Consider the following 26,522-nt stretch of genomic DNA (forward strand, 5'->3'; position numbering starts at 1 on the left):
CCAGGCACTCAGAATGGAGGATTGTCTGCGTCGGGAGCGGCAGGCTCCGGAGTGGGGGCAGGCTCAGGCCTTGGAAAGCCGTTGTAGAGGATCTGCACCACGCTGCGGCCGTCGGGGGAGATCACCAGCTCGGTTTCCACCGTGGCTGGAAGTTGCAGTTGTTCCCAGCCTGGGCTGCCGCCCAGGAAGCGGAAGGTGAACCCCGCCTCGGAGCGATCCACCAGGCAGGGGTTGTTGCTGACCCCTTGGAACATGCACAGGGCTGGCCGGTAGGCACTCAGACCGCCGTTGAGTGTGGCCGCGGTGCCGCGGGCCAGGTTGATCCCCCGCTGCAGGCCCGCCGCCTCGCTCATGATCTGTTCGATCCGTTGCAGGGTCTGGCCGGTCAGGCTCCCAGGCGACGGCTCTTGCGCCTGGCCCAGAGGCGCTTCCAGCACCGTGGCGGCCAGCACGAGGCCCGAGCTCATCACGCAGCGGGTGACCAGGAACCCCATGCGCTTGAGCAGTGGGCCCGCCATGGCCTGGGCAGCCCGATAGGACCTCTGGAGATGGCAGGTGGTGGAGCGCCCCATGGAGAAAGGCCCGCAGCTCTTGGAGTCCCCAGAGGCTGGAGCCTTCGCCGCCCCTGCGGAAGCCCCGATCAGCCACAAACGAGGGTGGCCTGCTCCTCAGTGCAGGGCAGATCGCTCTGGGTGCCGTCCGCCCAGTAGATGCGCAGGCGGTCGTCACTGGTGCCGCTCCTGTAGGTGAGCGACTTCACCGGCCCTGCCGGAGGCTTGCCGCTGCTGTCGGCTGCTCCCCTGGGTGTCACCGCATTGAGCTTCTGCTCCAGCTGCTGGATCTTGAGGTCCTGCTGCTCAAGGCGCTGCTGCAGTTGCTGCAGCTCGGCGGAGGGCTTCTTCTCGCAGGCGCCCAGGGTGAAGGCCGCCGCCAGGGTCAGCGCCAGGGCCAGCGGCAGGCGGACCTGAAAGCGGGCCGGGGGGGCTGGCATGGCCATGCCTCGATTGCGTGAGGGTGTCGCAGACATAGCGGAGTGGCCAGCGCCGGGGGCCGATCGCCACGGACCGCGACACCCCTCTTCACAAACCCCGCAACGTTCTGTTACGTTAAGCGGCGACGGGGTTCCGTCCCGCGGCCGTTCCTGCTTCCGGGCTTTGCCCAGGAGAGCTTCTGCCGTCCTACTTACCTGCTCTTTCGAGCACCCATCACCTGTTCTCATGACCACCACTCTCCAGCAGCGCTCCGGCGCCAGCAGCTGGGCGCAGTTCTGCGAGTGGGTCACCTCCACCAACAACCGCCTCTACGTGGGCTGGTTCGGCGTGCTGATGATCCCCACCCTGCTGGCTGCGACCATCTGCTACATCGTGGCTTTCATCGCCGCTCCCCCCGTCGACATCGACGGCATCCGTGAGCCGGTCGCCGGTTCGCTGATCTACGGCAACAACATCATCTCCGGTGCTGTTGTGCCCTCCAGCAACGCCATCGGCCTGCACTTCTATCCCATCTGGGAAGCTGCCAGCCTCGACGAGTGGCTCTACAACGGCGGTCCTTACCAGCTGGTTGTGTTCCACTTCCTGATCGGCATCTTCTGCTACATGGGTCGCGAGTGGGAACTCTCCTACCGCCTGGGCATGCGCCCCTGGATCTGCGTTGCCTACAGCGCCCCCGTGGCTGCCGCTTCGGCTGTGTTCCTGGTGTACCCCTTCGGTCAGGGCTCCTTCTCCGACGGCATGCCCCTCGGCATCAGCGGCACCTTCAACTTCATGCTGGTGTTCCAGGCTGAGCACAACATCCTGATGCACCCCTTCCACATGCTGGGTGTGGCCGGTGTGTTCGGTGGCTCGCTGTTCTCCGCCATGCACGGCTCACTGGTGACCTCCTCGCTGGTGCGTGAAACCACCGAGAGCGAGAGCCAGAACTACGGCTACAAGTTCGGCCAAGAGGAAGAGACCTACAACATCGTGGCTGCCCACGGTTACTTCGGTCGCCTGATCTTCCAATACGCCAGCTTCAACAACAGCCGCAGCCTGCACTTCTTCCTGGCTGCCTGGCCGGTGATCGGCATCTGGTTCACCGCCCTGGGCGTGAGCACGATGGCCTTCAACCTGAACGGGTTCAACTTCAACCAGTCGATCCTCGACGGCCAGGGCCGTGTGGTGAACACCTGGGCCGACGTGCTGAACCGCGCCAACCTGGGTATGGAAGTGATGCACGAGCGCAACGCTCACAACTTCCCCCTCGACCTGGCTGCTGCAGAAGCCACCCCCGTGGCTCTGACCGCCCCGGCGATCGGCTGAAGCTGAACGGGTTGGGGTCTCCTGTGAGCTTGCTCACCAGGGAGCCTCAGCCTTGAACAGCTCCAGACCAGACGGAATCCCCTTCTGCCCCCCTCTCAGCAGGGGGGCTTTTTGATGGTTGCTCAATCAACGCCTCCCCAATGCCTGCCAACCCTGAGATCGCTGCCCTGGTGGAGCAGTTCCAGCTCCAGGCCCATCCGGAGGGGGGCTGGTATCGGGAACTGCACCGCAGCAATCTGGCGGTGACCCGCCCCGATGGAGCCAGGCGCAGCGCTTTCACCCAGATCGTGTTCCTGCTGGCTGCGGGCGATATCAGCCGCTGGCACCGGGTCAGGCAGGCCGAGGAGTCCTGGCAGCATCTCGGCGGCGATCCGCTTGACCTCTGGCGGCTGCCGCCAGCGGGGGGACAAGCCAGCGTGTCAAGGCTCAGGGCCCTGGCCGGGCCTGGCGCCACGAGCCCTGAAGCCAGCCCGCTCACCCCAGTGACCGTCGTGCCGGCCGACTGGTGGCAGGCCGCCTGCAGCCGGGGGCGCTGGAGTCTGGTGGTCTGCAGCGTGGCCCCGGGTTTTGAGTTCGACGATTTCGAACTCCTTGCCGAGAGCGCAGAGCGCATCGACATGCCCGGGGAGTGCACCAGGTTTCTGTGAACAACCCGCTGGCTGGCGCTACGGGGCCAGAAGGGCACCGTGGCGAGCCACTGCCCCTTCACAGTCTGTTACACTTGTCGAAACACTTCGTGATCTCGATGGACGACACCGCCACCCGCTTCGGCTTCAGTGCCTTCGCGGAAACCTGGAATGGCCGTCTGGCCATGCTTGGCTTCGTGATCGGCCTCGGCACCGAGCTGCTCACTGGCCAAGGCATCCTTTCCCAGATCGGTCTGGGTTGATCGCCATGAGCACTGACTATTCCGCAGCCATCGCCGGGGTCACTGGTCTGGTGATCGTTCTCACTGCCATGGTGGGCTTCGTTCTCTCCCGCCCCAGCGATCTCGCTCCGCACAACCCCCGCTAACTTCGGCCCCTGGCGCCGGCGTGCTGAAGCCGCAGCCGGATCTTCCCTTCAGCCGTGCACTATCCCACTGCTGCCAGCTTGATTTGGCCGGAGTGATCTGCTGGTTCTGCCCATCTCCTTGAAGGGGATCTCTCCCCGATCGGCGCGCGCTTTCTGGTCATGCCGGGACACCTCGGCTCTGGTTGAGCCGCTAGCTGAACACCCCGGGGGAGATCGTCTTCTGAACAGCTCATCCACCAACTCGGCTGCGGCTGTTTGAGGCGGGAAGTATCAAGAAGGACTGCATCGCTGCATTCATCAAGGTCACGTGAATGGCCTCAATCAGCAGTGATGAGACCCATGAATTAGCTCAGCTGGTTCATGGGCTGCTCGCCATGATTGCAGTCTTCCCCGCAATTGCTACCACCATTCCCATGATTCACGTCAGTCAGCCATGTCGACTGGTGATCGAACTTCGTCTCTAGGGCCAAGCCGCCGCTGGTCATGCCCCTTCTTTCAACCCGTTGGCTGGCATCAAACAGCTCAACCCCAAGCCACCGAAAGGCTCTGACTCCCACTGAGACGTGGACCTGAAGGTCTCGAGCTCGGTGCCTATGGCTCAAATTCCTGCGGAGGACTGAAGCCGATGATCGGATTTGAACCGATGGCCTACTGATTACGAATCAGTTGCTCTACCGCTGAGCTACACCGGCACCGGATCGAAATTAGCATTGTGGGGACCGCTCCAACCAGGCCGCCCATGGGGACCCAGCCACGCCCGCTTGATCCAGAGCTGAGGGCCCGGTTGATGCAGGAACTGCGCACCCCCTGGCGTGGTCTGCGCCGCGGCTTGTGGCTGGCTCTGGCGGCCTCCGGCGCCGTGGGGCTGGCAACGATGGCGATGCGCGGGGCCTCTGGAGCCGAGGTGGCCTCAGCTGACCTGCTCATCCAGATCAGCGCCCTCGTCCTGTTTGGGGGCTTGCTCTGGTTCGATCGCAACCGCACCCCCGCCGCCGACCCTGACTGAGACGAGGGGATCCAGCAGCAGCAGGGGCAAGCCCAGGCAGAGGCGCCGTTGCGCCAGCTGTTCGGCGCTCAGGGGCGCCGCCTGCTCCAGTTCCGTCTGGCTGCGGCTCAGCAGCCAGCTGGCCTGCATCAGCTGATGCCACTGCCAGAGCAACACTGCCAGCAGCGGAACGCTCAGCAGCAGCACCACCAGGCGGTTGCTCTGGGCCAGGGGAGAGAAGCCCGAGACGGCGGCGGCCCGTGCGTCCAGGGTCCAGAGCAGCGGCAGCAGTCCCAGGGCACCAAGGGCGCCGAGCAGCTTGGCCGGCAGGCCATCCTGCAGGGCAGCAAGGCGGCGTTGCAACGGGCTGCGCCCGGCCAGGGGAACCTGCACCAGCAGCAGCGAACAGCAGTCGGCCGGCTGGCGCCAGAGCAGCAGCGAGGGCGCCAGAACGCCAAGACCCCAGGCCAGCAGCCGCTCCAGGGCTGGAGCCGGCCCCGGATCGGCCCCAGCCAGGAGCAGCAGCAGCAGCAGCAGCTCCAGGGGGATGGCCCCCAGGGCGATGAGCTGAAGCCAGAGCAGGGGCTCGCTGCGGGGGGTCAAGGCTGGGAGGCTCAGGAGAGGGCGGCGCTCAGGTGCTGAGCGTGCGTCGCTGGGTCACCAGTTTGAACGCCTCCACCCGATCGCCTTCCTGCCAGCCGGTGAACCGATCGCAGCCGATGCCGCACTCGAAGCCGGTGGCCACCTCCTTCACATCGTCCTTGTTGCGGCGCAGGGAGTCGAGATCGCCCTCGTAGGCCACCTCGCGGCCACGGCGCACCCTGATCTTGCAGTTGCGCTGAAGCTTGCCCGTGGTCACGTAGCAGCCCGCCACAGCGCTCTTGCCGATGGTGAACACCGCACGCACCTCCGCCTCGCCGAGGGCCTCCTCCACCAGCTCCGGCTCCAGCAGGCCCTCCATGGCCAGCTGGATGTCCTCCAGGAGCTTGTAGATCACGTCGTAGTCGCGCACGTCCACGCCGGTGGCGTCAGCGGCTCGCTTGGCACCGGGGGCCATCGAGGTATTGAAGCCCACGATCACCGCGCCAGAGGCGGCGGCCAGATCCACGTCGGTCTCGGTGATCTCTCCCGGGGCCGAGAGCAGCACCCGCACCTGTACCTCGCCCTGGGGCAGTTGTTCGAGGGAGCCGAGAATCGCCTCCACCGAGCCCTGCACATCGGCCTTGAGGATCAGGTTGAGTTCCTTGAGCTCGCCTTCGCTGGCCTGGCCGGACATCGAGGCCAGAGACACCCGCCTGGAGGCCATCTGCTGGGCCAGGCGCGTCGCCCGGGCCTCATTGGCCCGATCGCCCACCACGGCGCGCGCCGACTTCTCATCGGCGAACACCTCGAACTCATCGCCGGCGGTGGGCACTTCGCTGAAGCCCAGGGCCTCCACGGCATAGGAGGGGCCGGCTTCCTTCACCCGCTTGCCGGTGTCATCCACCATGGCCCGAACCTTGCCCAGGATCGGGCCGGCCGCCAGCACATCGCCGGGGCGCAGGGTGCCGTTCTGCACCAGCAGGGTGGCCACTGGGCCCTTGGCCTTGTCGAGGTGGGCCTCGATCACGGTGCCCTTGGCGCGGCGGTCAGGGTTGGCCTGAAGATCCTCCACCTCGGACTGCAGCAGGATCATCTCCAGCAGCTTGTCCACGTTCTCGCCCTTGATGGCGCTCACGGGCACCATCACCACATTGCCGCCCCAGTCTTCAGCCACCAGATCGAGACCGGAGAGCTCCTGCTTCACCCGTTCGGGCGAAGCGCCCTCCTTGTCGATCTTGTTGATCGCCACCACGATCGGCACCTTGGCGGCCCGGGCATGGCTGATCGCCTCCAGGGTCTGGGGCCGGACGCCGTCATCGGCGGCCACCACCAGCACGGCCACGTCGGTCACCTTGGTGCCCCGGGCGCGCATCGCCGTGAAGGCCTCGTGGCCGGGGGTGTCCAGGAAGGTCAGCTTGCGCGGCACGCCGTCCTGCTCGATCTGCACCTGGTAGGCGCCGATGTGCTGGGTGATGCCCCCGGCCTCGCCGGCGGCCACCCGGGTCTTGCGGATCGCATCGAGCAGACTGGTCTTGCCGTGGTCCACGTGGCCCATCACCGTCACCACCGGAGGTCGCCGGATCAGGTGCTCGAGGTCGCTCGCCTCGATCATCTCCACCGTCTTGGCTGCGGCCTCCTCGGCGTCGTCCTGGAGCACAGGCACGCCGAATTCCTCCGACACCGCCTCGATCGTGGAGAGATCCAGGCTCTGGGTGACCGTGGCGATGATGCCTTTGAAGAAGAGGCTCTTGATGATTTCGGAGCTCTCCAGGCCGAGTTTTTCGGCCAGCTCCTGCACCGTGAGGTTGCCCTCCGGCACGATCAGCATCTCGGGCCTCTGCTGCTTGGCCTCGCGGGAGGCACGCAGCTCCATGGCACGGCGGCGCTGGCGCTGACGGGTGGTTTCCTTCTTGCGTTTGCGCGCCGCCACCGTGGGCCTGGGGGCTGCAGCGGTGCGGACTCTGGCCTTGGAGGGGCGTGCCAGGCTGGCCTGGAGCACCACCGCCTCCTGCTCGCCGGCGTAGCCGCCGGTTTCGGCCGTGAGGGCGTCGTCGTTGTCGCCGATGATGTGAACTTTGGGCCGCTGGCGCTGCGGTGCACGGCTGCGCAGGGCCTCCAGCTTGGCGCTGTCATCCCAGTCGGGACGGCGCGGCCGGCCGGCCGGCACGGGGGCGCGGAAGCCTGGACGGCGTGGTGCCGCCGCTGGAGAGGCGTTCGGGCGTACAAGATCGGGGGTGTTGCCGTTGCCTGTGCCGCTTTCGGCAGGGCGATCGCCGGGGCGGCGCGGCGGCGGAGCCGGGGTGCGCCCGCCAGGCTTCTGGAGCTGCATCAGCTCGCCGGGCGCCACGGGCTTGCGCATGCCGGCCGGCATGCCTGGACGGCCGGGGCCGGCCACCCTGGGGCCAGCGGTCCCGCTGCTGTCACGGCGGATGGGTTTGCCCACCAGCTCCAGCGGTGTGGGAGCGGGACGCCCGCCACCACCGGTCTGGCCGGGGCGGATGGGCGCTGGCGCCCCCGCCCGCTGAGGCGGGGCGGGGCGTTGTCCCTGGGGCGTCCTGCTGCCTGGAGGTGAGGGTCGGCTGCCGGGGCCCGGTGGCCTGCTGCTGGCGGCCTGGGGACTGATCGGCTTGCCCACCAGCTGGGGCCTGTTGCCGCCGGGCCGGGCGGGCGGGTCCTGTTTGCGGCTCGGGGCAGGAGTGCTTGGCCGGGCCGGCCTGGAGGCGATCACCACGGGCGGGCGGGCCTGAGTGGCCGGCCGGGCTGCCGCAGGCTGGCGATCACCGGGCTGGGCACTGGCGGGGCGGCCCGGAGCTGGCGAAGCCGGTCGCGACGGACTGGCGGCCGGTTTGGCGGACGCGGGACGCAGCGGGGTGGTCGCTGGCCTTGCCGGCTGAGCTGCGACGGCAGCAGCAGGCTTGACCACTGGCTTCAGCTCGGGTTTGACCACCGGCTTGACGGTGGGTTTGACGCTGGGTTTGGCGGTAGCTGTCCCCGCTGGCTTGGCCTGGGGCGCTCTGGGCTGATCGGCCTCGCCGCCTGGCGGCTTGGGCGCCAGCGCCGGCCTGGCCGGTGCCGCCGGCCGGGCCGGGGGGGAGGCGGCCTGGCTCGGAGCCGTGGGAGCGGGGGCAGAGGGGCGCGAGGGAGCGGCCGGAGCCGTCTTCTGCACGGCGAGGATCGCCTTGCCCGCCGTAAGCCCAGCCGTGGGGGCGGGTTGGGTGGAGCCGTTGCTGCCCTGCTGGATCAGCCGGCGGATCTGGCTGGCTTCGCCGTCACTGATCGAGCTGCTGTGGCTCTTGGCCGCCACGCCCAGCTTCACGGCAGCATCCAGCACGTCCTTGTTCTCCAGGCCCAGATCCCGGGAAAGCTCATAGATTCTGACTTTGCCGCTGCTGGTCATTCAGGTCTCCAAGGGTCCGGGCTCCGGCCTCCAGTGGGGGCCGTGGGCACGAGGCTGCACGCACACTGCAGCCAAGGTTCATCTTGCCTCAGAGCTTGCCCCTGAGGATGGCTGAGGCTCGGCATCCAGTCGCTCGTCCAGCAGGTCGAGCAGTGCTTCGGCCACCTGGCAGCGAAGGGATCGCTGCAGCCGCCGCCGCCGCCGGGCCTCATCCAGGCAGTGCCTGCAGGGGCAGAGGTAGGCCGAGCGGCCCATCCCCTGATCCAGCTGGATCCCACCAGAGGCCAGGCGCACCACCCGCCAGAGCCTGCTGCGATCCACCAGGGTCCGGCAGGCCACACAGCGCCGCAGCACCACTGCCGCGGGCGAAGACGGGCTCACCGGGTTTCCGCCTCCGAAGGTTCCGCCTCTGCGGGTTCAGCCTCTACAGAAGATTCAGCCTCTGCGGGTTCGGCTGCCTGGGGATCGATGGCGGGGGTCTCGGCCTCACCTAGGTCGTCCCCGCCATAGCCGTAGGGCGTGCCCTCCTCGTCCTCCGGCAGGGGGTAGAGCTCCCGCAGGCGGGCGTCCTCCTCGGCGCGGGTGGCCTGTTCCACCGCCAGCCGGGCCTCGGCCTCGGCCTGCAGGGCCTCATCCGCCTCCCGCAGGGCAATCAGCTCGGCCACGGTGGCGTCCTCGCCGGCCTGGTCGTACTCGTGGGCGTTCTTGATGTCGATCTTCCAGCCGGTCAGCCTGGCCGCCAGCCGAACATTCTGGCCCTCGCGGCCGATCGCCAGGCTGAGTTGATCCGGGGGAACCAGCACGTGGGCGTGCTGCCCATCGGGATCCACCAGGCGCACGGCCTCCACCCGGGCCGGGCTGAGGGAGTTGGCGATGTATTGGCCGGGATCGTGGGACCACCGGATCACATCGATCTTTTCGCCGCGCAGCTCGTTCACCACCTGCTGAATCCGGGAGCCGCGGGCACCGATGCAGGCGCCCACGGGGTCCACCTCCCGCTCCACCGAATCCACCGCAACTTTCGTGCGCGGTCCGACCGAACGGCTGGGCGGATTGGCTTCCCGTGCCACGGCAACGATGCGCACAGAACCCTCCTGGATCTCTGGCACTTCGTTTTCGAAGAGATAAACCACAAGGCCCGCATTGGAGCGACTTACAAACAGCTGAGGGCCGCGCCTGGGCACCTCACTCACTTCTTTGAGAAATACCTTGAAGGTGGCGTTAGCGCGGTAGTTGTCGTTGGGCAGCTGGTCACGCCGCGGCAGTTCGGCTTCCACCTCGGGGCGACCGAGACCGCTGCTCACGGCCATGATCACACTCTGGCGCTCGAAGCGGATCACCCGGGAGGTCAGAACCGGGTCTTCCAGATCGGCGAATTCCTCCTGGATCATGCGCCGCTGCTGGTCGCGCAGCTTCTGCGCCAGAACCTGCTTGGTGGTGGCTGCGGCCATGCGCCCGAAGTCGTCTTTCTCCGGGGTCACATCCAGAACCACGGTGTCGCCGATCTGGGCGTCTTCGGCCACCTGCTGCACCTCAGAGAGGGCAATTTGGTGGTCTTCGCTTTCCACTTCCTCCACAATGATTTTGGAGGCCAGCACCCGATAGCCTTCTTCGTCGAGATCCAGCTGGACGTCGAAGTTGGAGAAGTAATCTTCCTCGAAGGGGTCTTCGCTGATGCCGAGGTAAAGGGTTCGGCGATAGCGCTCATAGCCTTTCAACAGGGCCTCACGCAGCGCTGCATCGACAACCGAGGCTGCCAGCTTCTTTTCTTCGCTGATGTCCTCGATCAGATTGTTCAGGCCGGGAAGTAAGACCAGGGCCATGGGTTTTTGGTTGTGGGTGATTCAGTTGTTGGAGCTCAGCTCTCCACGCTCGGCGTGACCAGGAGCACCTGGATCACGGCTTCGCGTGGGAACCGCTTGGTGCGGCCGCGCTGGTTGATCTGCAGCTCGCTCTCGGTGCGCTCAAGAAGAAGGCCCTCGCAGCGACTTTCTGATCCCTTGGCATCGCGGAAGCGCACGGCCACCGGGAACCCGCGGAAGCTGCGGAAGTCCCGATCGTCGTGCAGTTCCTCGCTGACGCCGGGACTGCTGACCTCCAGAACATAGGCCTCGTCGGTCAGCAAGCCCTCGGATTCCAGGGCCTCGGCCAGCGTTGGGGACAGGGCCGCACAGTTGTCGAGCGTGATTTCGCCCCCTGAAGCCCGCTGCACAAGCACCTGCAACGTCATCGGAATCCGATGGCTGAGCAGTGCCACACCCTTGAGTTCACAGCCATGGGCCGCGCAGGTCTGGCGCGCCAGGGCTTCCAGTTTGGGCAGCAGCGGATGGGGCACCGAAGGGGAGACCGTGGGAGACCTGAACCAGGCCTGGCCCAAAGACCTCAGGGCCTGTCTCTCACCCTAGGGGATCTCGGCCGCCGTCCGAAGGGGCAGCCAGGGCTCCCAGATCGATCACGGGGGCCTCGGCGTAGTAGTCACTGCGCTGAACGCTGCCGCGCCGCTCCGCGTCGAGGTTCATGCACTGGGCTTTCTGCTCATCGCTGCGCAGGTACTGGCAGACCCTTGCCCAGAGCTTGGCGCGGCTGCCCGGCGCTCCCTGGCTGAAGTGCACCAGGTCGGCACCACCGGCCATGCCCTGGATCTCCACCTGACAGAGGCTGCAACGCTGCCGGGTGCCGGGGGGGATTGCTGCCATGGCGGCCTCGCTGTTCAGGGGGCAACTTAGGCCTAGGTGCAGGAGGTGTGGATGCGCGTGTTGCAGCTGAGCGATCTGCATCTGCTTGCCGATCCTGGCGGCGTCTATCGCGGTCGCCCGCCCTTCGCCTGCCTGACCCATGGGCTGCGGCAAGCCCTGGCGGCGGCCCCGGCCCCGCCGGACCTGCTGCTGCTCAGTGGCGACCTCTGCCAGGACGAAAGCCTGGCGGGGTATGTCCATCTCCACACATCGTTGCAGTTCCTGGGCCTTCCCCTGGCCCTGCTGCCAGGCAACCACGACCATCCCCAGCTGTTGCGCTCCGTTCTGGGTCGCCACAGCCCGATCGCGCCGGCGTTGGTGGAGGGGCCTGGGGCGAGGCTGCTCCTGCTCGACAGCCACAAGGCCGGAGCTACCGCCGGTTGGCTCGGAGCCACCCAGCTCGGCTGGCTGGCGGGTGTTCTCCAGCAGCTGGAGCAGGCCTTGCCCCGACCCCTGCTGGTGGCCGTGCACCATCCCCCCGTGGCGATCGGCGATCCGGAGATGGATGCCATCGGGCTCCTGGATGGGGCGGCCCTGCTGCAGCTGCTGGGACAGGCCAGGGACCTTGAGGCCGTGGTGTTCGGCCACATCCACCAGCACTGGCGCGGCCACCTGCCTGGCCGTCCGGAGGTGCCCCTGCTCGGCTGCCCTTCCACCCTCTGCGGCTTCGGACCGGTGCAGCCGTGCCCCCTGGGCCGCCCTGACGACCCTGGCGGCCGCTGGTTGGAGATCGGTGCACCGGGCGGTTTTCAGGAGTCCCTGCTGCGCTGGTCCCTTCCCTAGCCTCAGCTCAGCAGTGCTGGCCCGCCCGTGCCCCCTGAGCTGAAGCCCTCTTCCGCTGGATTTCTGGTCATGCTGCGCCGCTGGCTCCGCCGGTGCCTCCCTGCCTCTGCCGGGCTGCTGGCCCTCTCCCTGGTGGCGATGCACCTGGTTGGTGCCCCCGCCGCCTGGGCCCTTGAGGCGACCTCCCCTGACCCGGCGGCCCACAGTTTTGTGGCTGAGGCGGCCCGCTCGGTGGCCCCGGCCGTGGTGCGGATCGACATCGAACGGGACGTGGAGCGGCAGGCCTTCGATCCGGCCCTGTTGGATCCGCTGCTGCGCGATCTGTTCGGCGACCCCGCCGGCAGCAGGCGGGAGCGGGGCCAGGGATCGGGCGTGGTGATCGATGCCCGCAGGGGGCTGGTGCTCACCAATGCCCACGTGGTGGATCAGGTGGATCGGGTGGAAGTCACCCTGGCCGATGGTCGCCAGCGCGATGCCACTGTGGTGGGCAGTGATTCCGTCACCGACCTGGCCCTGGTGCGGATCCGCGGTGTCGACGACCTGCAGGCCGCTTCCCTCGGCGATTCCGAGGCGCTTGAAGTGGGCGACTGGGCCATCGCCCTGGGCAGCCCCTATGGCCTGCAGCGCACCGTCACCCTGGGCATCGTCAGCAGCCTGCACCGCGACATCAACAGTCTCGGCTTCTCTGACAAGCGCCTCGATCTGATCCAGACCGATGCCGCGATCAATCCCGGCAACTCCGGCGGACCCCTGATCAACGCTGCCGGTGACGTGATCGGCATCAACACCCTGGTGCGCTCCGGTCCGGGAGCGGGGCTTGGCTTCGCCATTCCGATCAACCTGGCCCGGCAGGTGGCCGGCCAGCTGGCCGATGGCGGCCAGGTGGTGCATCCCTATCTCGGCCTGCAGCTTGTGCCCCTCACGGCCCGCCGCGCCCGGGACAACAACCGTGATCCCGATGCCGTGCTGCAGCTGCCCGAGCGCGATGGTGCCCTGGTGCAGCGGGTGCTGCCGGAGAGCCCCGCCGAGCAGGCCGGCATGCGCCGCGGCGACCTGGTGGTGGCCGCAGCCGATCAGCCGGTGGCTGATCCCGCCAGCCTGCTGCGCCAGGTGGAGCACGCGGCGGTGGGCGAACCTCTGGCCATCACCGTGGTGCGAGGCCGCCGCGAGCTGAGCCTCTCGATCCGTCCGGCGGCCCTGCCCAGCGCCGGCTGAGGCCGCTGCTACGGTCGCGGCCCGCGCGAGGGAATGGTGCCGATGGCCGAGCTGCAGGACCGGATGAAGCAGGCGGTGGCCCTGGCGGCCACTGACCAGATCCGCAGTGGCATGGTGGTGGGGCTGGGATCGGGCTCCACGGCCGCGCTGATGATCCAGGCCCTGGGCGCGCGGTTGCGCAATGGCGAGCTCAGTGACATCACCGGCGTGGCCACCTCCTTCCAGGGCGAGGTGCTGGCGGCTGAGCTGGGCATCCCGCTCGCCAGCCTCAATGCCATCAGCCGCATCGACCTGGCCATTGACGGAGCTGATGAGGTGGATCCCTCGTTCCAGCTGATCAAGGGGGGTGGCGCCTGCCACGTGCAGGAAAAGCTGGTGGCCCGGCGCGCCGACCGCTTTGTGGTGGTGGTGGATGCCACCAAGCTGGTGGACACCCTCAACCTCGACTTCCTGCTGCCGGTCGAGGTGCTGCCTGGCGCCTGGCGCCAGGTGCAGGCGGAACTCAAGGCCCTCGGCAGTGAAGCCCAGCTGCGCATGGCCGTGCGCAAGGCCGGTCCCGTGGTGACGGATCAGGGCAACCTGGTGCTGGATGTGCGCTTTGCCGGCGGCATCGCCGATCCCGAAGGGCTGGAACGGCAGATCAACAACCTTCCCGGTGTGCTGGAGAACGGCCTGTTCGTGAACCTGGCCGATCAGGTGCTGGTGGGCCAGATCGAGGCGGACACCCCGGGTGTCAGAGATCTCGACAAACGCTGAGCCCCCGCCAGACACATCGACTCCGGGGGCTTTCAGCCGAGTCGCCGCCGCACCGACTCGGCGTGGCTGTGCAGGCCCTCACTCTCGGCCAGGGTGATCACGGCCTGGCCCGTGGCCTCGAGGGCGGCCCGGTTGAAGTGGATCAGCGAGGTGTGACGCAGGAACGTCTCGACGCTCAGGGCACCGGCGAAGCGGGCCGTGCCCGAGGTGGGCAGGGTGTGGTTGGGGCCGGCCAGATAGTCGCCCACCGCCTCCGGGCTGTGGGGCCCCATGAAGATCGCGCCGGCGTTCTGGATCTGTTCCGCCAGCGCCTGCGGCTCTTGCACCAGCAGCTCGAGGTGTTCCGGGGCAAAGCGATCGCTGAGGGCGGCGGCACGGCTGAGATCGCGGCAGATCACCACCAGGCCCCAGTCCTGCAGGGCCGAGCGGGTGATGGCGGCGCGCGGGTGACCCTGGAGCTGGGCTTCGAGGGCCTGGGGCAGCGCGCCGGCCAGCTCCTCGCTGGTGGTGAGCAGGATGGCCGCCGCCAGGGGGTCATGTTCGGCCTGGGCCAGCAGGTCAGCGGCCACCTGCTCCACCCGGGCGGTGTGGTCGGCGATCACCAGCACCTCGCTCGGCCCGGCCAGGGAATCGATCGCCACCTGGCCGTACACCGCCTTCTTGGCCAGGGTCACGTAGAGATTGCCGGGGCCGGTGATCACATCCACGCGGGGAATGGATGCGGTGCCGTAGGCGAGGGCAGCGATCGCCTGGGCGCCGCCCACCCGGTAGACCTCGTTGATGCCGGCCAGATGGGCCGCGGCCAGCACGGTGGGGTTCGGCTCACCGCCGGGGCCAGGCGGCGTCACCATCACCAGCCGCTCCACTCCCGCCACCACGGCAGGCACGGCGTTCATCAGCACCGTGCTCGGGTAGGAGGCCCGGCCGCCAGGCACGTAGAGCCCGGCGCGCTGCACCGGCCGCCAGCGCCGGCCCAGGGTTTCGCCATGGGGACCGGTGACGCTCAGGTCTGCCGGCAGCTGGCGCCGATGAAAATCCAGGATGCGGCCGTGGGCCAGGCGCAGGGCCTGCTGCAGGGGCGGCGGGCACTGCTCCCAGGCGCTGGCCAGCCGCTCCGGCGGAATCCGCAGCGGATCCGGGCGCACGCCATCAAACCGCTCCGTGAGGCGGAGCAGGGCGGTATCGCCCTCGCGCCGTACCTGCTGGAGGATGTCGTCCACCAGGACTGAGGCCTGCTGGCTGGCTTCGCCCTGGGTCCGTCCGGCGATGGCCTCGAGCCGTTCGGCTGCAGCTGCCGGATCCCGCAGGCAGGTGAGGTGCAACGCAGTGGAGGGGGCGGCCACGGAAGTCTCGCGAGGCAGGGGCTCAACCTAGAGGGCCGCAGCAGGGGTACCCGTCCCCGGGGCGGATGTGGGGCTGGATGGCACCGAGGTAAGATCATCGATCGCTGAACCAGCTCCCCACCGCCTGTGGCCAATAACAAGTCTTCGAAGAAGCGCATCGAGATCGCCGAGCGCAACCGGCTGCGCAACCGCACCTACAAGTCGTCGCTGCGCACCCTGATGAAGCGCTGTTTCACGGCTTGCACGGCTTACAGCCAGGGGCCCGATGCCAGCGCCAAGGAGGCGGTGCAGCTGTCCATGCGGGCCGCCTTCAGCAAGATCGACAAGGCCGTGAAGGTGGGTGTGCTGCATCGCAACACCGGCGCCCACCAGAAATCCCGCCTCAGCACCGCGGTGCGCAAGGCCGTGGAGCCGCCTGAAACCGTCAGCAGCTGAGCCCTCCCCCTGGAGCCAGGAGCCCGCTGCGGAGGGCGCCTCAGCCCAACCGCTGATCAGCCAGCATGCCCTTGGCCCCGACCCTCGATCTCCATGACGCCGCCCTCTGCCATCCAGAAGGCCGCCACCGCACAGCCTTCCTCAGGGCAGGCCCCATCCCTGGGGCTCTCCGACCATGCTGAGCATCCCGAGGCGCCCCTGGCCCATGGCGGGCTGGTCGATTCCCACTGCCACATCGTCTTTCGCCAGTTTGACGACGATCTCGATGAGGTGATCGCGCGCTGGCGGCAGGCTGGGGTGGTGGCCCTGGTGCACGCCTGCGTGGAGCCTGCCGAAATCCCGGCGATTCGGGCCCTCGCCGATCGCCTGCCCGAGTTGCGTTATTCGGTGGGGGTCCATCCCCTCGATACCGAGCACTGGAGCAGCGACACTGCGGCTGTTCTGGAGCAAGCGGCCCTGGATGACCCCAGGGTTGTGGCCATCGGCGAACTGGGCCTGGACCTGTTCCGGGAGCACAACCTCGAGGCCCAACTGGCGGTGCTGCGCCCCCAGCTCGACCTGGCCTGCCGGCTGGATCTGCCGGTGATCGTGCACTGCCGCGATGCCGCCGAGCCGATGCTCGCCGAGTTGCGCCGCCGCCGCGGCGAGGGCCTGTGCCCCCGGGGGGTGATGCACTGCTGGGGGGGCACCCCCGAGGAGATGGAGGCCTTCCTCGAGCTCGGGTTTTACATCAGCTTCAGTGGGGTGGTCACGTTTGCGAAGGCCGAGGCCACCCACGCCTGCGCCCTGGCCGTGCCTGCCGATCGCTACCTGGTGGAAACCGACTGCCCCTTCCTGGCTCCCGTGCCGCGCCGGGGCAAGCGCAATGAACCGGCCTATGTGGCCGCCGTGGCAGCCCGGGTGGCGGAGCTGCGGGGGGAGAGCCTCGAAACCGTGGCCCGCACCAGCACGGCCAATGCCAGGGCGCTGTTTCAGCTACCGGGTGAAGGTGTATGATGGTTCATTGGCCTGGATGCGAAAGCGCTCCTTGTTGTCGACGTCTGCAGCCTTGATGCGATCTCGTTAGATGCCTCCCGCAGGGCAGCCGTTCCCCCCTGGGGAGCGGCTGTTCGCGTGGGCAGCTGCGAACGATCAACCAGCTGATGGACCGACAGGCCACCGCTTCAAGTTCCCGATCCTGCAGGTTCACCGCATGAGCAGCGCGATCCAGGTCGCCAAGACCGTCACTTACCTGCCCGATCTCGTGGAGGTACAGAGGGCGAGCTTCAAATGGTTCCTGGAGAAGGGCCTGATCGAAGAGCTGGAGAGCTTTTCGCCGATCACCGACTACACGGGCAAGCTTGAGCTGCACTTCATCGGCAGTGAATACCGGCTGAAGCGGCCACGCCACGACGTGGAAGAAGCCAAGCGGCGTGATGCCACCTTCGCCTCGCAGATGTATGTCACCTGCAGGCTGGTCAACAAGGAGACCGGTGAGATCAAGGAGCAGGAGGTCTTCATCGGCGAACTGCCGCTGATGACCGAGCGCGGCACCTTCATCATCAATGGTGCTGAGCGTGTGATCGTGAATCAGATCGTTCGCTCTCCCGGTGTCTATTTCAAGGAAGAGCCAGACCCCAAGACCGGGCGCAAGACCTACAACGCCAGTGTGATCCCCAACCGGGGAGCATGGCTGAAGTTTGAAACCGATAAGCACGAGCTGATGCACGTGCGGGTGGACAAGACCCGCAAGATCAATGCCCACGTGCTGATGCGGGCCATGGGCCTCTCGGATGTGGACGTGCTCGATAAGTTGCGCCACCCCGAGTACTACTCGAAGACGATTGAATCCGCCACCAGCGTGGACGGAATCACCTCCCAGGACCAGGCTCTGCTGGAGCTCTACAAGAAGCTGCGCCCGGGTGAACCGCCCTCTGTGAGCGGGGGCCAGAGCCTGCTGGATTCCCGCTTCTTTGACGCCAAGCGCTACGACCTTGGCCGGGTCGGCCGCTACAAGATCAACAAGAAGCTGCGGCTCACCGTGCCGGATGAGACGCGGGTGCTCACCAAAGAGGAGCTGCTCGCCACCCTCGATTACCTGATCGGCCTGCAGCTGGGCCAGCCCGGCTATGAGATCGACGACATCGATCACCTGGGCAATCGCCGCGTGCGCTCCGTGGGTGAGCTGCTGCAGAACCAGGTGCGCGTGGGCCTCAACCGGCTCGAGCGGATCATCCGGGAACGGATGACCGTCGGCGAGACCGAGTCGCTCACCCCGGCCCAGCTGGTGAACCCCAAGCCCCTGGTGGCGGCGATCAAGGAGTTCTTCGGCTCCAGCCAGCTGAGCCAGTTCATGGATCAGACCAACCCCCTGGCTGAGCTCACCCACAAGCGCCGCATCAGCGCGCTCGGTCCAGGCGGCCTCACCCGGGAGCGGGCCGGTTTCGCCGTGCGCGACATCCACCCCTCCCACTACGGCCGCATCTGCCCGATCGAAACCCCGGAGGGTCCCAACGCCGGCCTGATCGGTTCGCTCGCCACCCACGCCCGGGTGAACGAATACGGCTTCATCGAAACCCCCTTCTGGAAGGTGGAGGAGGGGATCGTGATCAAGCAGGGCAACCCCATCTACCTCTCCGCCGATCTGGAGGATGAGTGCCGCGTCGCCCCCGGTGACGTGCCGACGGACTCCGACAGCCGCATCACGGCTGACCTGGTGCCCGTGCGCTACCGCCAGGATTTTGAAAAGGTGCCACCCGAGCAGGTGGATTACGTGCAGCTCTCGCCGGTACAGGTGATCTCCGTGGCCACCTCCCTGATCCCCTTCCTCGAGCATGACGACGCCAACCGCGCCCTGATGGGCTCGAACATGCAGCGTCAGGCGGTGCCGTTGCTGCGTCCGGAGCGGCCCCTGGTGGGCACGGGCCTGGAGACCCAGGTCGCCCGCGACTCCGGCATGGTGCCGATCACCCGGGTCAATGGCACGGTCACCTATGTGGATGCCACGGCCATCGTGATCCGCGATCAAGACGGCGTGGACCATACCCACTACCTGCAGAAGTACCAGCGCTCGAACCAGGACACCTGCCTCAACCAGCGCCCGATCGTGCGCCAGGGAGATCCGGTGATCGCCGGCCAGGTGCTGGCGAATGGATCGGCCTGTGAGGGCGGTGAAATCGCCCTGGGTCAGAACGTGCTGATCGCCTACATGCCCTGGGAGGGTTACAACTACGAGGATGCCATCCTGGTAAGCGAACGGCTCGTCACCGACGATCTCTACACCTCGGTTCACATCGAGAAGTACGAGATTGAGGCCCGCCAGACCAAGCTTGGCCCGGAGGAGATCACCCGAGAGATCCCCAACGTGGCGGAAGAAAGCCTTGGCAATCTCGATGAGATGGGCATCATCCGTGTCGGTGCCTTCGTCGAAAGCGGCGACATCCTGGTGGGCAAGGTGACTCCCAAGGGGGAATCCGATCAGCCGCCTGAGGAAAAGCTGCTGCGCGCCATCTTCGGTGAGAAGGCCCGCGACGTGCGCGATAACTCCCTGCGGGTGCCCAGCACTGAGCGTGGCCGCGTGGTGGATGTGCGCATCTACACCCGCGAACAGGGTGACGAGCTGCCGCCGGGGGCCAACATGGTGGTGCGGGTGTATGTAGCCAAGCGCCTCAAGATTCAGGTGGGCGACAAGATGGCCGGCCGCCACGGCAACAAGGGCATCATCAGCCGCATCCTCCCCCGCGAGGACATGCCCTATCTCCCCGACGGCACACCCATCGACATCGTGCTCAACCCCCTGGGAGTGCCCAGCCGGATGAATGTGGGCCAGGTGTTCGAGTGTCTGATGGGCTGGGCTTCCGCCCACCTGGACTGCCGCGTCAAGGTGGTGCCCTTCGATGAGATGCACGGCGCCGAGAAATCGAAGCAGACCGTGCAGGCCTTCCTGGAGGAAGCCGCCAGCCAGCCGGGCAAGGACTGGGTCTACGACCCGGAGAACCCCGGCAAGATTCAGCTGATCGATGGCCGCAGTGGCGAGGCCTTCGACCAGCCGGTCACCGTGGGCTATGCCCACATCCTCAAGCTGGTGCACCTGGTGGACGACAAGATCCACGCCCGCTCCACCGGTCCCTACTCCCTGGTCACCCAGCAGCCCCTGGGGGGCAAGGCCCAGCAGGGCGGCCAGCGCCTTGGCGAGATGGAAGTCTGGGCCCTGGAGGCCTATGGCGCGGCCTACACGCTGCAGGAGCTGCTCACCGTCAAGTCCGACGACATGCAGGGCCGCAACGAAGCCCTCAACGCCATCGTCAAGGGCAAGCCGATCCCCCGCCCCGGCACCCCGGAGTCGTTCAAGGTGCTGATGCGCGAGCTGCAGTCCCTGGGCCTCGACATCGCGGTGTACACCGATGCGGGCGAAGAGGTGGATCTGATGCAGGACGTCAACCCCCGCCGCAGCACGCCTAGCCGGCCCACCTACGAATCCCTCGGCGTCGCGGATTACGACGACGACTGATCGACCCGGTGCCCCTGGGAGGTTCGGCTCGCCGTCCTCTCAGGTCTGCCATTCGTGTCGCTGCCCCCCAGTCGATGCCTCCTTGTTGAAGCCACCCCTTTCGATCTCTGCGCGTTAGTCACCCCCATGTCCAACAGCAATCTCCGCACCGAAAACCACTTCGACTACGTCAAGATCACGCTGGCCTCGCCGGATCGGATCATGCAGTGGGGGCAGCGCACGTTGCCCAACGGTCAGGTTGTGGGTGAGGTCACCAAGCCCGAAACCATCAACTACCGCACGCTCAAGCCGGAGATGGATGGCCTGTTCTGCGAGAAGATCTTCGGACCTTCCAAAGACTGGGAGTGCCATTGCGGCAAGTACAAACGGGTGCGGCACCGCGGCATCGTCTGCGAGCGCTGCGGCGTCGAGGTCACCGAGAGCCGTGTGCGCCGCCACCGCATGGGTTTCATCAAGCTGGCCGCACCGGTGAGCCATGTCTGGTATTTGAAGGGGATCCCCAGCTACGTGGCGATCCTGCTTGACATGCCCCTGCGGGATGTGGAGCAGATTGTCTACTTCAACTGCTACGTGGTGCTGGATCCAGGCGACCACAAAACCCTCTCCTACAAGCAGCTGCTGACCGAAGACGAATGGCTTGAGATTGAGGATGAAATCTATGCCGAAGATTCCGAGATCGAGAATGAGCCCATCGTAGGCATCGGCGCCGAGGCGCTCAAAAGCTTGCTGGAAGCCATCAACCTCAGCGAGACGGCCGAGCAGCTGCGCGAGGACATCGCGGCCAGCAAGGGTCAGAAGCGGGCCAAGCTGATCAAGCGGCTGCGGGTGATCGACAACTTTGTGGCCACCGGAGCGCGGCCCGACTGGATGGTGCTGGATGTCATCCCTGTGATCCCGCCTGATCTGCGTCCCATGGTGCAGCTCGATGGCGGTCGCTTCGCCACGAGCGATCTCAACGACCTCTACCGCCGGGTGATCAACCGCAACAACCGCCTAGCCCGGCTGCAGGAGATCCTGGCGCCTGAGATCATTGTTCGCAATGAAAAGCGGATGCTGCAGGAGGCTGTCGATGCCCTCATCGACAATGGCCGCCGTGGCCGCACGGTGGTAGGTGCCAACAACAGGGCTCTCAAGTCGCTCAGCGACATCATCGAGGGCAAGCAGGGGCGTTTCCGTCAGAACCTGCTGGGCAAGCGCGTCGACTACTCCGGACGTTCGGTGATCGTGGTTGGCCCGAAGCTGAAAATGCATCAGTGCGGGCTGCCCAAGGAGATGGCCATCGAGCTGTTTCAGCCCTTTGTGATCAACCGTCTGATCCGCCAGAACATCGTCAACAACATCAAGGCCGCCAAGAAGTTGATTCAGCGGGCCGACGATGAGGTGATGCAGGTGTTGCAGGAAGTGATCGAGGGACACCCGATCATGCTCAACCGGGCTCCGACCCTGCACCGCCTCGGCATTCAGGCCTTCGAGCCCAAGCTGGTGGATGGCCGCGCCATCCAGCTCCATCCCCTCGTCTGCCCTGCCTTCAACGCTGACTTCGACGGCGACCAGATGGCCGTGCATGTGCCCCTGGCGATCGAAGCTCAAACTGAGGCCCGCATGCTCATGCTGGCCAGCAACAACATTCTCTCGCCGGCCACAGGCGAGCCGATCATCACCCCCTCCCAGGACATGGTGCTCGGGGCCTATTACCTCAGTGCCGAGCAGCCTGGGGCCAGCAAGCCCGACTTCGGCGACCGCTCCCGCACCTTCGCCGGGCTTGAGGATGTGATCGCGGCCTTTGAGGAAAAGCACATCGGCCTGCACCACTGGGTGTGGGTGCGTTTCTCCGGCGATGTGGACTGTGACGACGAGGAGAGCACACCGCTGGAGCAGAAGACGCTCAGCGATGGCACCCGCATCGAGCAGTGGAAATACCGCCGCGACCGCTTCGATGAGGACGGCGCTCTGATCAGCCGTTATCTGCTCACCACCGTGGGTCGGGTCGTGATCAACCACACCATCATCGACGCCGTGGCTGCGGTCTGAACCGGCGTCCGACCGGTCCAACGTCTCCAATTTCGTTTCGCCTTTTCACCAGCGCCCAGCCGCCCATGACCGCCACTCCCGCCAAGAAGTCCAAGTCGTCCAAGAAAGCCGCCGAGGTGAGCATGGACACCGCGGCTGCCGTGGTGATCCCGCCCCTCAGCCGCGAGGCACCGCCGTTCCGCAACCGGGTGATCGACAAGAAAGCCCTGCGCAACCTGGTGTCGTGGGCTTACAAACACCACGGCACGGCGGCCACGGCCGCGATGGCTGATGAGCTCAAGGATCTTGGCTTTCATTACGCCACCCAGGCGGCCGTGTCGATCTCCGTCGACGATCTGCGCATTCCCGGCGACAAGGCCGCCCTGCTCGCGGAAGCTGAGGAGCAGATCACCCAAACCGAAGAGCGCTATCGCCTCGGTGAGATCACCGAAGTCGAACGCCACACCAAGGTCATCGACACCTGGACCGAAACCAATGAGCGCCTCGTGGCAGCGGTGCGCCGCAACTTCAATGAGAATGATCCGCTCAATTCGGTGTGGATGATGGCCAACTCAGGCGCCCGGGGGAACATGTCCCAGGTGCGCCAGCTGGTGGGCATGCGCGGCCTGATGGCCAACCCCCAGGGCGAGATCATCGACCTCCCGATCCGCACCAACTTCCGTGAGGGGCTCACGGTTACCGAGTACGTGATTTCCTCCTACGGCGCCCGCAAGGGCCTGGTGGACACAGCCCTGCGTACGGCGGATTCCGGCTACCTCACCCGGCGGCTGGTGGATGTGGCCCAGGATGTGATCGTCCGCGAGGACGACTGCGGCACCACGCGCTTCATCCCGATCGATGCCGACGAGCGTGGCCGCTTCGCCAGCAAGTTGGTGGGCCGCCTGGCCGCCCAGCCCGTGCTCGATGCCGATGGCGTTGTGCTGGTTGATCGCGATGGCGAAATCGACCTGCCCCTCTCACTCCGGATCGAAGCCGCTGGTGTACGCACGGTGAACGTGCGCTCGCCCCTCACCTGTGAGGCCTCCCGCTCGGTGTGCCGCAAGTGCTACGGATGGGCCCTGGCCCACAACCAGTTGGTGGATCTGGGCGAGGCCGTCGGCATCGTGGCGGCCCAGTCGATCGGTGAGCCCGGAACCCAGCTCACCATGCGCACCTTCCATACCGGAGGTGTGTCCACCGCCGAAACCGGCGTGGTGCGCTCCCTGGTGGATGGCACGGTGGAGTTTGGTCCGAAGTCCCGGGTCAGGGCGTTCCGCACCTCCCACGGGGTGAATGCCCAGATCGCCGAGACCGACTTCCTGCTCACCCTGAAGCCCATCGGCAAGGGCAAGATCCAGAAGCTGGACATCACCACAGGTTCGATCCTGTTTGTTGCCGACGGTGACACCGTGCCGGGAGACATCATCCTTGCCCAGATCTCGGCTGGCGCCACGGTCAAGAAGAGTGTGGAAAAAGCCACCAAGGATGTGATCTGCGACCTGGCCGGCCAGGTGCGCTATGAGGACGGCATTCAGCCCAAGGAGGTCACCGACCGCCAGGGCAACATCACCCACAAGGCCACCCGCCTGGGCCGCCTTTGGGTGTTTGCGGGCGATGTCTACAACCTTCCGCCTAACGCCCTTCCCGTCGTCGATGGCAACAAGGCCGTCACCACGGGCGAGGTGCTGGCCGAGAGCCGCCTGATGTCGGAGTACGGAGGCGCCGTGCGGTTGCGGGAGAGCGCTGGTGACTCCCGGGAAGTCCAGATCGTCACCACCAGCCTCACGCTCAAGGACTGCAAGCTCCTGGGTGAATCCACTCACTCAGGCGAGCTGTGGCACCTGGAGGGCAAGGAGGGCAACCGCTACCGCCTCAACACGGCTCCGGGCAGCAAGATCGGTAACGGCGAGGTGATCGCCGAGCTCGCCGATGACCGCTTCCGCACCCAGACAGGTGGCCTCGTCAAGTTCGCCCCAGGTCTGGCGATCAAAAAAGCCCGCAGCGCCAAGAACGGCTATGAGGTGAGCAAGGGCGGAACCCTGCTGTGGATCCCCCAGGAAACCCACGAGATCAACAAGGACATCTCCCTGTTGATGATCGAGGATGGCCAGTGGATTGAAGCCGGCACGGAGGTGGTCAAAGACATCTTCAGCCAGACCGCCGGGATCGTGACTGTCACCCAGAAGAACGACATTCTGCGCGAGATCATTGTGCGCTCCGGTGTGCTGCACCTCGTACCCGACAGCAAGGTGATCAGCAAGTTCGCCGATGGTCGGATGGTGATGCCTGGTGAGGACATCAGCAAGGATCTCAAGGCCGAGGCGATGGTCTATGTGGAAACAGCTGAGACCCCTGAGGGCAGTGCTTTGTTGCTGCGCCCTGTTGAGGAATACGCCATTCCCGATGCCGCCCACCTGCCGGAACTCACTACCGTGAAGCAATCCGGCGGACCCTTCATGGGCCTCAAGGCCACCCAGAGGCTGGCCTTCAAGGATGGCGAACTGATCAAGAGCGTCGAGGGCGTGGAGCTGCTGCGCACGCAGTTGATTCTTGAGACTTTCGACACCACGCCCCAGATGACCGTGGATGTGGAGGCTCTGCCCGACAAGCGGGCCAAGACCATCGAGCGCCTGCAGCTGACCATCCTGGAAACCTTGCTGGTGAGGCGCGACACCCTCTCCGACGCCAGCCATGGCTCCACCCACACGGATCTGCAGGTGCAGGACGGCGACTTGGTCAAGAAGGGCGAGGTCGTGGCGACCACCCAGATCCTCTGCAAGGAGGACGGCGTGGTTCAGCTGCCGACGCCCATCGATGGTGAGCCGATCCGCCGCCTGATCGTGGAGCGGGATATCGATACCCGCAGCATCGATCTCGGCTCGGCAACCCCGCTTGTGCGGGTGGATCAGCGCTTGGTGGATGGCGATCTGCTGGCCGAGGGCATGCCCTCACCCTGCTGCGGTGAGGTGGAAGCCATCGAGGGTTCCAACCTCATCGTGCGTCTCGGCCGTCCCTACATGGTGTCGCCGGACTCGGTGCTGCACGTTCGTGACGGCGAACTCGTGCAGCGTGGTGATGGCCTGGCCCTGCTGGTGTTTGAGCGCCAGAAGACAGGCGACATCGTGCAGGGTCTGCCAAGAATCGAGGAACTCCTGGAGGCCCGGCGCCCCCGCGATTCCGCCGTCCTCTGCCGTAAGGCCGGCACTGTGGAGATCAAGCAGGGAGAGGACGACGACTCGATCACCGTCACGGTGATCGAGTCCGACGATGCAATCAGCGAGTACCCGATTCTGCTCGGCCGTACCGTGATGGTCAGCGATTCACAGCAGGTGAAGGCGGGCGAATCGCTCACCGATGGCCCCATCAATCCCCACGAGCTGCTGGAGTGCTATTTCGAGGACCTGCGCAGTCGCAAGCCAACCCTGGAGGCTGCCCAGGAATCGATTTCCAAGCTCCAGTTCCGCATGGTGCAGGAGGTGCAGAACGTCTACAAGAGCCAGGGCGTCTCCATCGACGACAAGCACATTGAGGTGATTGTGCGCCAGATGACCAGCAAGGTGCGCGTTGAAGATGCCGGCGACACCACTTTCCTGCCAGGCGAACTGATCGAGCTGCGCCAGGTGGAGCAGGTGAATGGTGCCATGGCCATCACCGGCGGTGCCCCTGCGGAGTTCACCCCGGTGCTGCTCGGCATCACCAAGGCCTCGTTGAACACCGACAGCTTCATCTCGGCGGCCTCCTTCCAGGAGACCACCCGGGTGCTCACTGAAGCGGCGATCGAGGGCAAGAGCGATTGGCTGCGGGGCCTCAAGGAGAACGTGATCATCGGCCGGCTGATTCCGGCCGGCACGGGATTCAGCGGCTTCGAAGAGGAGTTGAGGTCGGAGGCTGGCCCCCATCCCGACATCCTCGAGGAAGACGGCATGGGCTACCGCCGCATGCAGAACCTGCGTCCGGACTACACGGTGGAGACCCCCGCTCCGCCGGCCGCCACCGCCGTTCTCGACGACCCCTCCGAGGAGGACCTCGAGGCCACCCGCAGCCGCCATGGCCTGGAGGCCACCGCCAGCACCACGGCGGCCTTCACCCGGCCAACGGCCGATGAGGGCCTCGAAGAGGAACTGGTTGCCGATCCCGCTGCCCTCGAAGGGCTGCAGGAAGAAGGGCTGCTCACCGAGGAGTGAGTCCTGGCCAGGAGTCCTGAGGCTCCTGGCCCACCACCCTCTCCCGCCATGATGGCCCGATGCCCACACCAGTCCCGATGACAGCCCGTGCCACCAACCCCCCGGCCGGGGGCAAAGGAGAGGCTGCACTACAGCCGCTGACCGCCCTTGGCACGCCTGTGCCCCAGCGCCGGCTGCCCCGCTTTGGCTTCCATACCCACACCGAGCGGCTCAATGGCAGGGCCGCGATGCTGGGCTTCATGGCCCTGCTGGCTGTGGAGTGGTGGCTGGGCCATGGCCTGTTGATCTGGCCATGAC

Annotated in this window: 22 protein-coding genes and 1 tRNA gene; 13 read left to right on the forward strand and 10 right to left on the reverse strand. The window is 66.4% G+C overall.

Annotation, left to right across the window (positions count from 1 at the left end):
- Positions 1-8: 8 nt before the first annotated feature.
- Positions 9-572 (reverse strand): hypothetical protein, encoded by a 564-nt coding sequence (locus ACWJIO_RS04420; protein ID WP_480311674.1) that lies wholly within the window; start codon positions 570-572, stop codon positions 9-11.
- A 68-nt stretch (positions 573-640) separates the two neighbouring features.
- A complete protein-coding gene (locus ACWJIO_RS04425) occupies positions 641-991 on the reverse strand; it encodes a hypothetical protein (protein WP_480311675.1) in 351 nt (116 codons plus the stop codon).
- Between the two features lie 226 nt (positions 992-1,217).
- On the opposite strand from ACWJIO_RS04425, the gene psbA reads away from it, so the two are divergent.
- From psbA to ACWJIO_RS04440, 3 genes are all read left to right on the forward strand, one after another.
- A complete protein-coding gene (gene psbA, locus ACWJIO_RS04430; protein ID WP_186697343.1) occupies positions 1,218-2,297 on the forward strand; it encodes a photosystem II q(b) protein in 1,080 nt (359 codons plus the stop codon).
- Positions 2,298-2,437: 140 nt separating this feature from the next.
- Positions 2,438-2,944 carry a cupin domain-containing protein gene (locus ACWJIO_RS04435; RefSeq protein ID WP_480311676.1) on the forward strand — a complete coding sequence of 169 codons (507 nt, stop codon included), beginning with the start codon at positions 2,438-2,440 and terminating at the stop codon, positions 2,942-2,944.
- A 98-nt stretch (positions 2,945-3,042) separates the two neighbouring features.
- A complete protein-coding gene (locus ACWJIO_RS04440) occupies positions 3,043-3,186 on the forward strand; it encodes a high light inducible protein (protein ID WP_480311957.1) in 144 nt (47 codons plus the stop codon).
- A 745-nt stretch (positions 3,187-3,931) separates the two neighbouring features.
- Here ACWJIO_RS04440 and ACWJIO_RS04445 read toward each other — a convergent pair.
- Positions 3,932-4,003, reverse strand: a tRNA-Thr gene (locus ACWJIO_RS04445).
- Positions 4,004-4,098: 95 nt separating this feature from the next.
- Here ACWJIO_RS04445 and ACWJIO_RS04450 point away from each other — a divergent pair.
- Positions 4,099-4,317, forward strand: coding sequence for a photosystem II assembly family protein (locus tag ACWJIO_RS04450; RefSeq protein WP_480311677.1), 219 nt, complete (start codon positions 4,099-4,101; stop codon positions 4,315-4,317).
- Here the strand turns inward: ACWJIO_RS04450 and ACWJIO_RS04455 are convergent.
- The 6 genes from ACWJIO_RS04455 to nblD form a co-directional block, all read right to left on the reverse strand.
- Entirely contained in the window at positions 4,222-4,899 is a 678-nt protein-coding gene (locus ACWJIO_RS04455; protein WP_480311678.1) for a low-complexity tail membrane protein, read from the reverse strand. The genes ACWJIO_RS04450 and ACWJIO_RS04455 overlap by 96 nt on opposite strands.
- A gap of 28 nt (positions 4,900-4,927) precedes the next feature.
- Positions 4,928-8,275 (reverse strand): translation initiation factor IF-2, encoded by a 3,348-nt coding sequence (gene infB / locus ACWJIO_RS04460; protein ID WP_480311679.1) that lies wholly within the window; start codon positions 8,273-8,275, stop codon positions 4,928-4,930.
- A 78-nt stretch (positions 8,276-8,353) separates the two neighbouring features.
- Positions 8,354-8,656 (reverse strand): YlxR family protein, encoded by a 303-nt coding sequence (locus ACWJIO_RS04465; RefSeq protein WP_480311680.1) that lies wholly within the window; start codon positions 8,654-8,656, stop codon positions 8,354-8,356.
- Positions 8,653-10,098 carry a transcription termination factor NusA gene (nusA, locus tag ACWJIO_RS04470; protein ID WP_480311681.1) on the reverse strand — a complete coding sequence of 482 codons (1,446 nt, stop codon included), beginning with the start codon at positions 10,096-10,098 and terminating at the stop codon, positions 8,653-8,655. Before nusA ends, ACWJIO_RS04465 begins: the two co-directional genes overlap by 4 nt.
- 35 nt (positions 10,099-10,133) lie before the next feature.
- Positions 10,134-10,610, reverse strand: coding sequence for an LSm family protein (locus ACWJIO_RS04475; RefSeq protein WP_480311682.1), 477 nt, complete (start codon positions 10,608-10,610; stop codon positions 10,134-10,136).
- 61 nt (positions 10,611-10,671) lie between these two features.
- On the reverse strand, positions 10,672-10,971 hold the full coding sequence (gene nblD / locus ACWJIO_RS04480) for an NblD family protein (RefSeq protein ID WP_480311683.1): 300 nt from the start codon (positions 10,969-10,971) through the stop codon (positions 10,672-10,674).
- Between the two features lie 51 nt (positions 10,972-11,022).
- Here nblD and ACWJIO_RS04485 point away from each other — a divergent pair, with 51 nt between their 5' ends.
- The 3 genes from ACWJIO_RS04485 to rpiA all read left to right on the forward strand — a co-directional run bounded on the left by ACWJIO_RS04485 (position 11,023) and on the right by rpiA (position 13,764).
- Positions 11,023-11,793, forward strand: a complete 771-nt coding sequence (locus tag ACWJIO_RS04485; RefSeq protein ID WP_480311684.1) for a metallophosphoesterase — start codon at positions 11,023-11,025, stop codon at positions 11,791-11,793.
- A gap of 138 nt (positions 11,794-11,931) precedes the next feature.
- On the forward strand, positions 11,932-13,008 hold the full coding sequence (locus tag ACWJIO_RS04490) for a trypsin-like peptidase domain-containing protein (protein WP_480311959.1): 1,077 nt from the start codon (positions 11,932-11,934) through the stop codon (positions 13,006-13,008).
- A 42-nt stretch (positions 13,009-13,050) separates the two neighbouring features.
- Complete coding sequence (gene rpiA / locus ACWJIO_RS04495; RefSeq protein ID WP_480311685.1) at positions 13,051-13,764, forward strand: ribose-5-phosphate isomerase RpiA; 714 nt, start codon at positions 13,051-13,053, stop codon at positions 13,762-13,764.
- A gap of 32 nt (positions 13,765-13,796) precedes the next feature.
- Here the strand turns inward: rpiA and hisD are convergent, their stop codons facing one another.
- A complete protein-coding gene (gene hisD, locus ACWJIO_RS04500) occupies positions 13,797-15,107 on the reverse strand; it encodes a histidinol dehydrogenase (RefSeq protein WP_480311686.1) in 1,311 nt (436 codons plus the stop codon).
- 126 nt (positions 15,108-15,233) lie between these two features.
- Here hisD and rpsT point away from each other — a divergent pair, with 126 nt between their 5' ends.
- The 6 genes from rpsT to ACWJIO_RS04530 all read left to right on the forward strand — a co-directional run bounded on the left by rpsT (position 15,234) and on the right by ACWJIO_RS04530 (position 26,521).
- On the forward strand, positions 15,234-15,542 hold the full coding sequence (gene rpsT / locus ACWJIO_RS04505; protein ID WP_480311687.1) for a 30S ribosomal protein S20: 309 nt from the start codon (positions 15,234-15,236) through the stop codon (positions 15,540-15,542).
- A 93-nt stretch (positions 15,543-15,635) separates the two neighbouring features.
- Positions 15,636-16,538 (forward strand): TatD family hydrolase, encoded by a 903-nt coding sequence (locus ACWJIO_RS04510; protein ID WP_480311688.1) that lies wholly within the window; start codon positions 15,636-15,638, stop codon positions 16,536-16,538.
- Between the two features lie 196 nt (positions 16,539-16,734).
- Positions 16,735-20,031, forward strand: coding sequence for a DNA-directed RNA polymerase subunit beta (gene rpoB / locus ACWJIO_RS04515; protein ID WP_480311689.1), 3,297 nt, complete (start codon positions 16,735-16,737; stop codon positions 20,029-20,031).
- A 126-nt stretch (positions 20,032-20,157) separates the two neighbouring features.
- The gene (locus ACWJIO_RS04520; protein ID WP_480311690.1) at positions 20,158-22,062 is read left to right on the forward strand and encodes a DNA-directed RNA polymerase subunit gamma; all 1,905 of its coding nucleotides are present in this window, start codon (positions 20,158-20,160) and stop codon (positions 22,060-22,062) included.
- Positions 22,063-22,127: 65 nt separating this feature from the next.
- A complete protein-coding gene (locus ACWJIO_RS04525) occupies positions 22,128-26,225 on the forward strand; it encodes a DNA-directed RNA polymerase subunit beta' (protein ID WP_480311691.1) in 4,098 nt (1,365 codons plus the stop codon).
- Between the two features lie 137 nt (positions 26,226-26,362).
- Positions 26,363-26,521, forward strand: coding sequence for a high light inducible protein (locus ACWJIO_RS04530; protein ID WP_480311961.1), 159 nt, complete (start codon positions 26,363-26,365; stop codon positions 26,519-26,521).
- Position 26,522 lies beyond the last annotated feature (1 nt).

It is taken from the genome of Paraciimarium castrense LEGE 11436, from assembly GCF_056633055.1.

Bases quoted from the DNA above. Each gene is read 5' to 3' on its own strand.
- infB (WP_480311679.1), bottom strand. From the start codon at position 8,275: ATGACCAGCAGCGGCAAAGTCAGAATCTATGAGCTTTCCCGGGATCTG.
- ACWJIO_RS04420 (WP_480311674.1), bottom strand. From the start codon at position 572: ATGGGGCGCTCCACCACCTGCCATCTCCAGAGGTCCTATCGGGCTGCC.
- ACWJIO_RS04510 (WP_480311688.1), top strand. From the start codon at position 15,636: ATGACGCCGCCCTCTGCCATCCAGAAGGCCGCCACCGCACAGCCTTCC.
- ACWJIO_RS04490 (WP_480311959.1), top strand. From the start codon at position 11,932: ATGCACCTGGTTGGTGCCCCCGCCGCCTGGGCCCTTGAGGCGACCTCC.
- ACWJIO_RS04435 (WP_480311676.1), top strand. From the start codon at position 2,438: ATGCCTGCCAACCCTGAGATCGCTGCCCTGGTGGAGCAGTTCCAGCTC.
- nusA (WP_480311681.1), bottom strand. From the start codon at position 10,098: ATGGCCCTGGTCTTACTTCCCGGCCTGAACAATCTGATCGAGGACATC.
- rpoB (WP_480311689.1), top strand. From the start codon at position 16,735: ATGAGCAGCGCGATCCAGGTCGCCAAGACCGTCACTTACCTGCCCGAT.
- ACWJIO_RS04425 (WP_480311675.1), bottom strand. From the start codon at position 991: ATGCCAGCCCCCCCGGCCCGCTTTCAGGTCCGCCTGCCGCTGGCCCTG.
- ACWJIO_RS04520 (WP_480311690.1), top strand. From the start codon at position 20,158: ATGTCCAACAGCAATCTCCGCACCGAAAACCACTTCGACTACGTCAAG.
- rpiA (WP_480311685.1), top strand. From the start codon at position 13,051: ATGGCCGAGCTGCAGGACCGGATGAAGCAGGCGGTGGCCCTGGCGGCC.
- ACWJIO_RS04525 (WP_480311691.1), top strand. From the start codon at position 22,128: ATGACCGCCACTCCCGCCAAGAAGTCCAAGTCGTCCAAGAAAGCCGCC.
- ACWJIO_RS04485 (WP_480311684.1), top strand. From the start codon at position 11,023: ATGCGCGTGTTGCAGCTGAGCGATCTGCATCTGCTTGCCGATCCTGGC.
- nblD (WP_480311683.1), bottom strand. From the start codon at position 10,971: ATGGCAGCAATCCCCCCCGGCACCCGGCAGCGTTGCAGCCTCTGTCAG.
- ACWJIO_RS04450 (WP_480311677.1), top strand. From the start codon at position 4,099: ATGCAGGAACTGCGCACCCCCTGGCGTGGTCTGCGCCGCGGCTTGTGG.
- ACWJIO_RS04440 (WP_480311957.1), top strand. From the start codon at position 3,043: ATGGACGACACCGCCACCCGCTTCGGCTTCAGTGCCTTCGCGGAAACC.
- psbA (WP_186697343.1), top strand. From the start codon at position 1,218: ATGACCACCACTCTCCAGCAGCGCTCCGGCGCCAGCAGCTGGGCGCAG.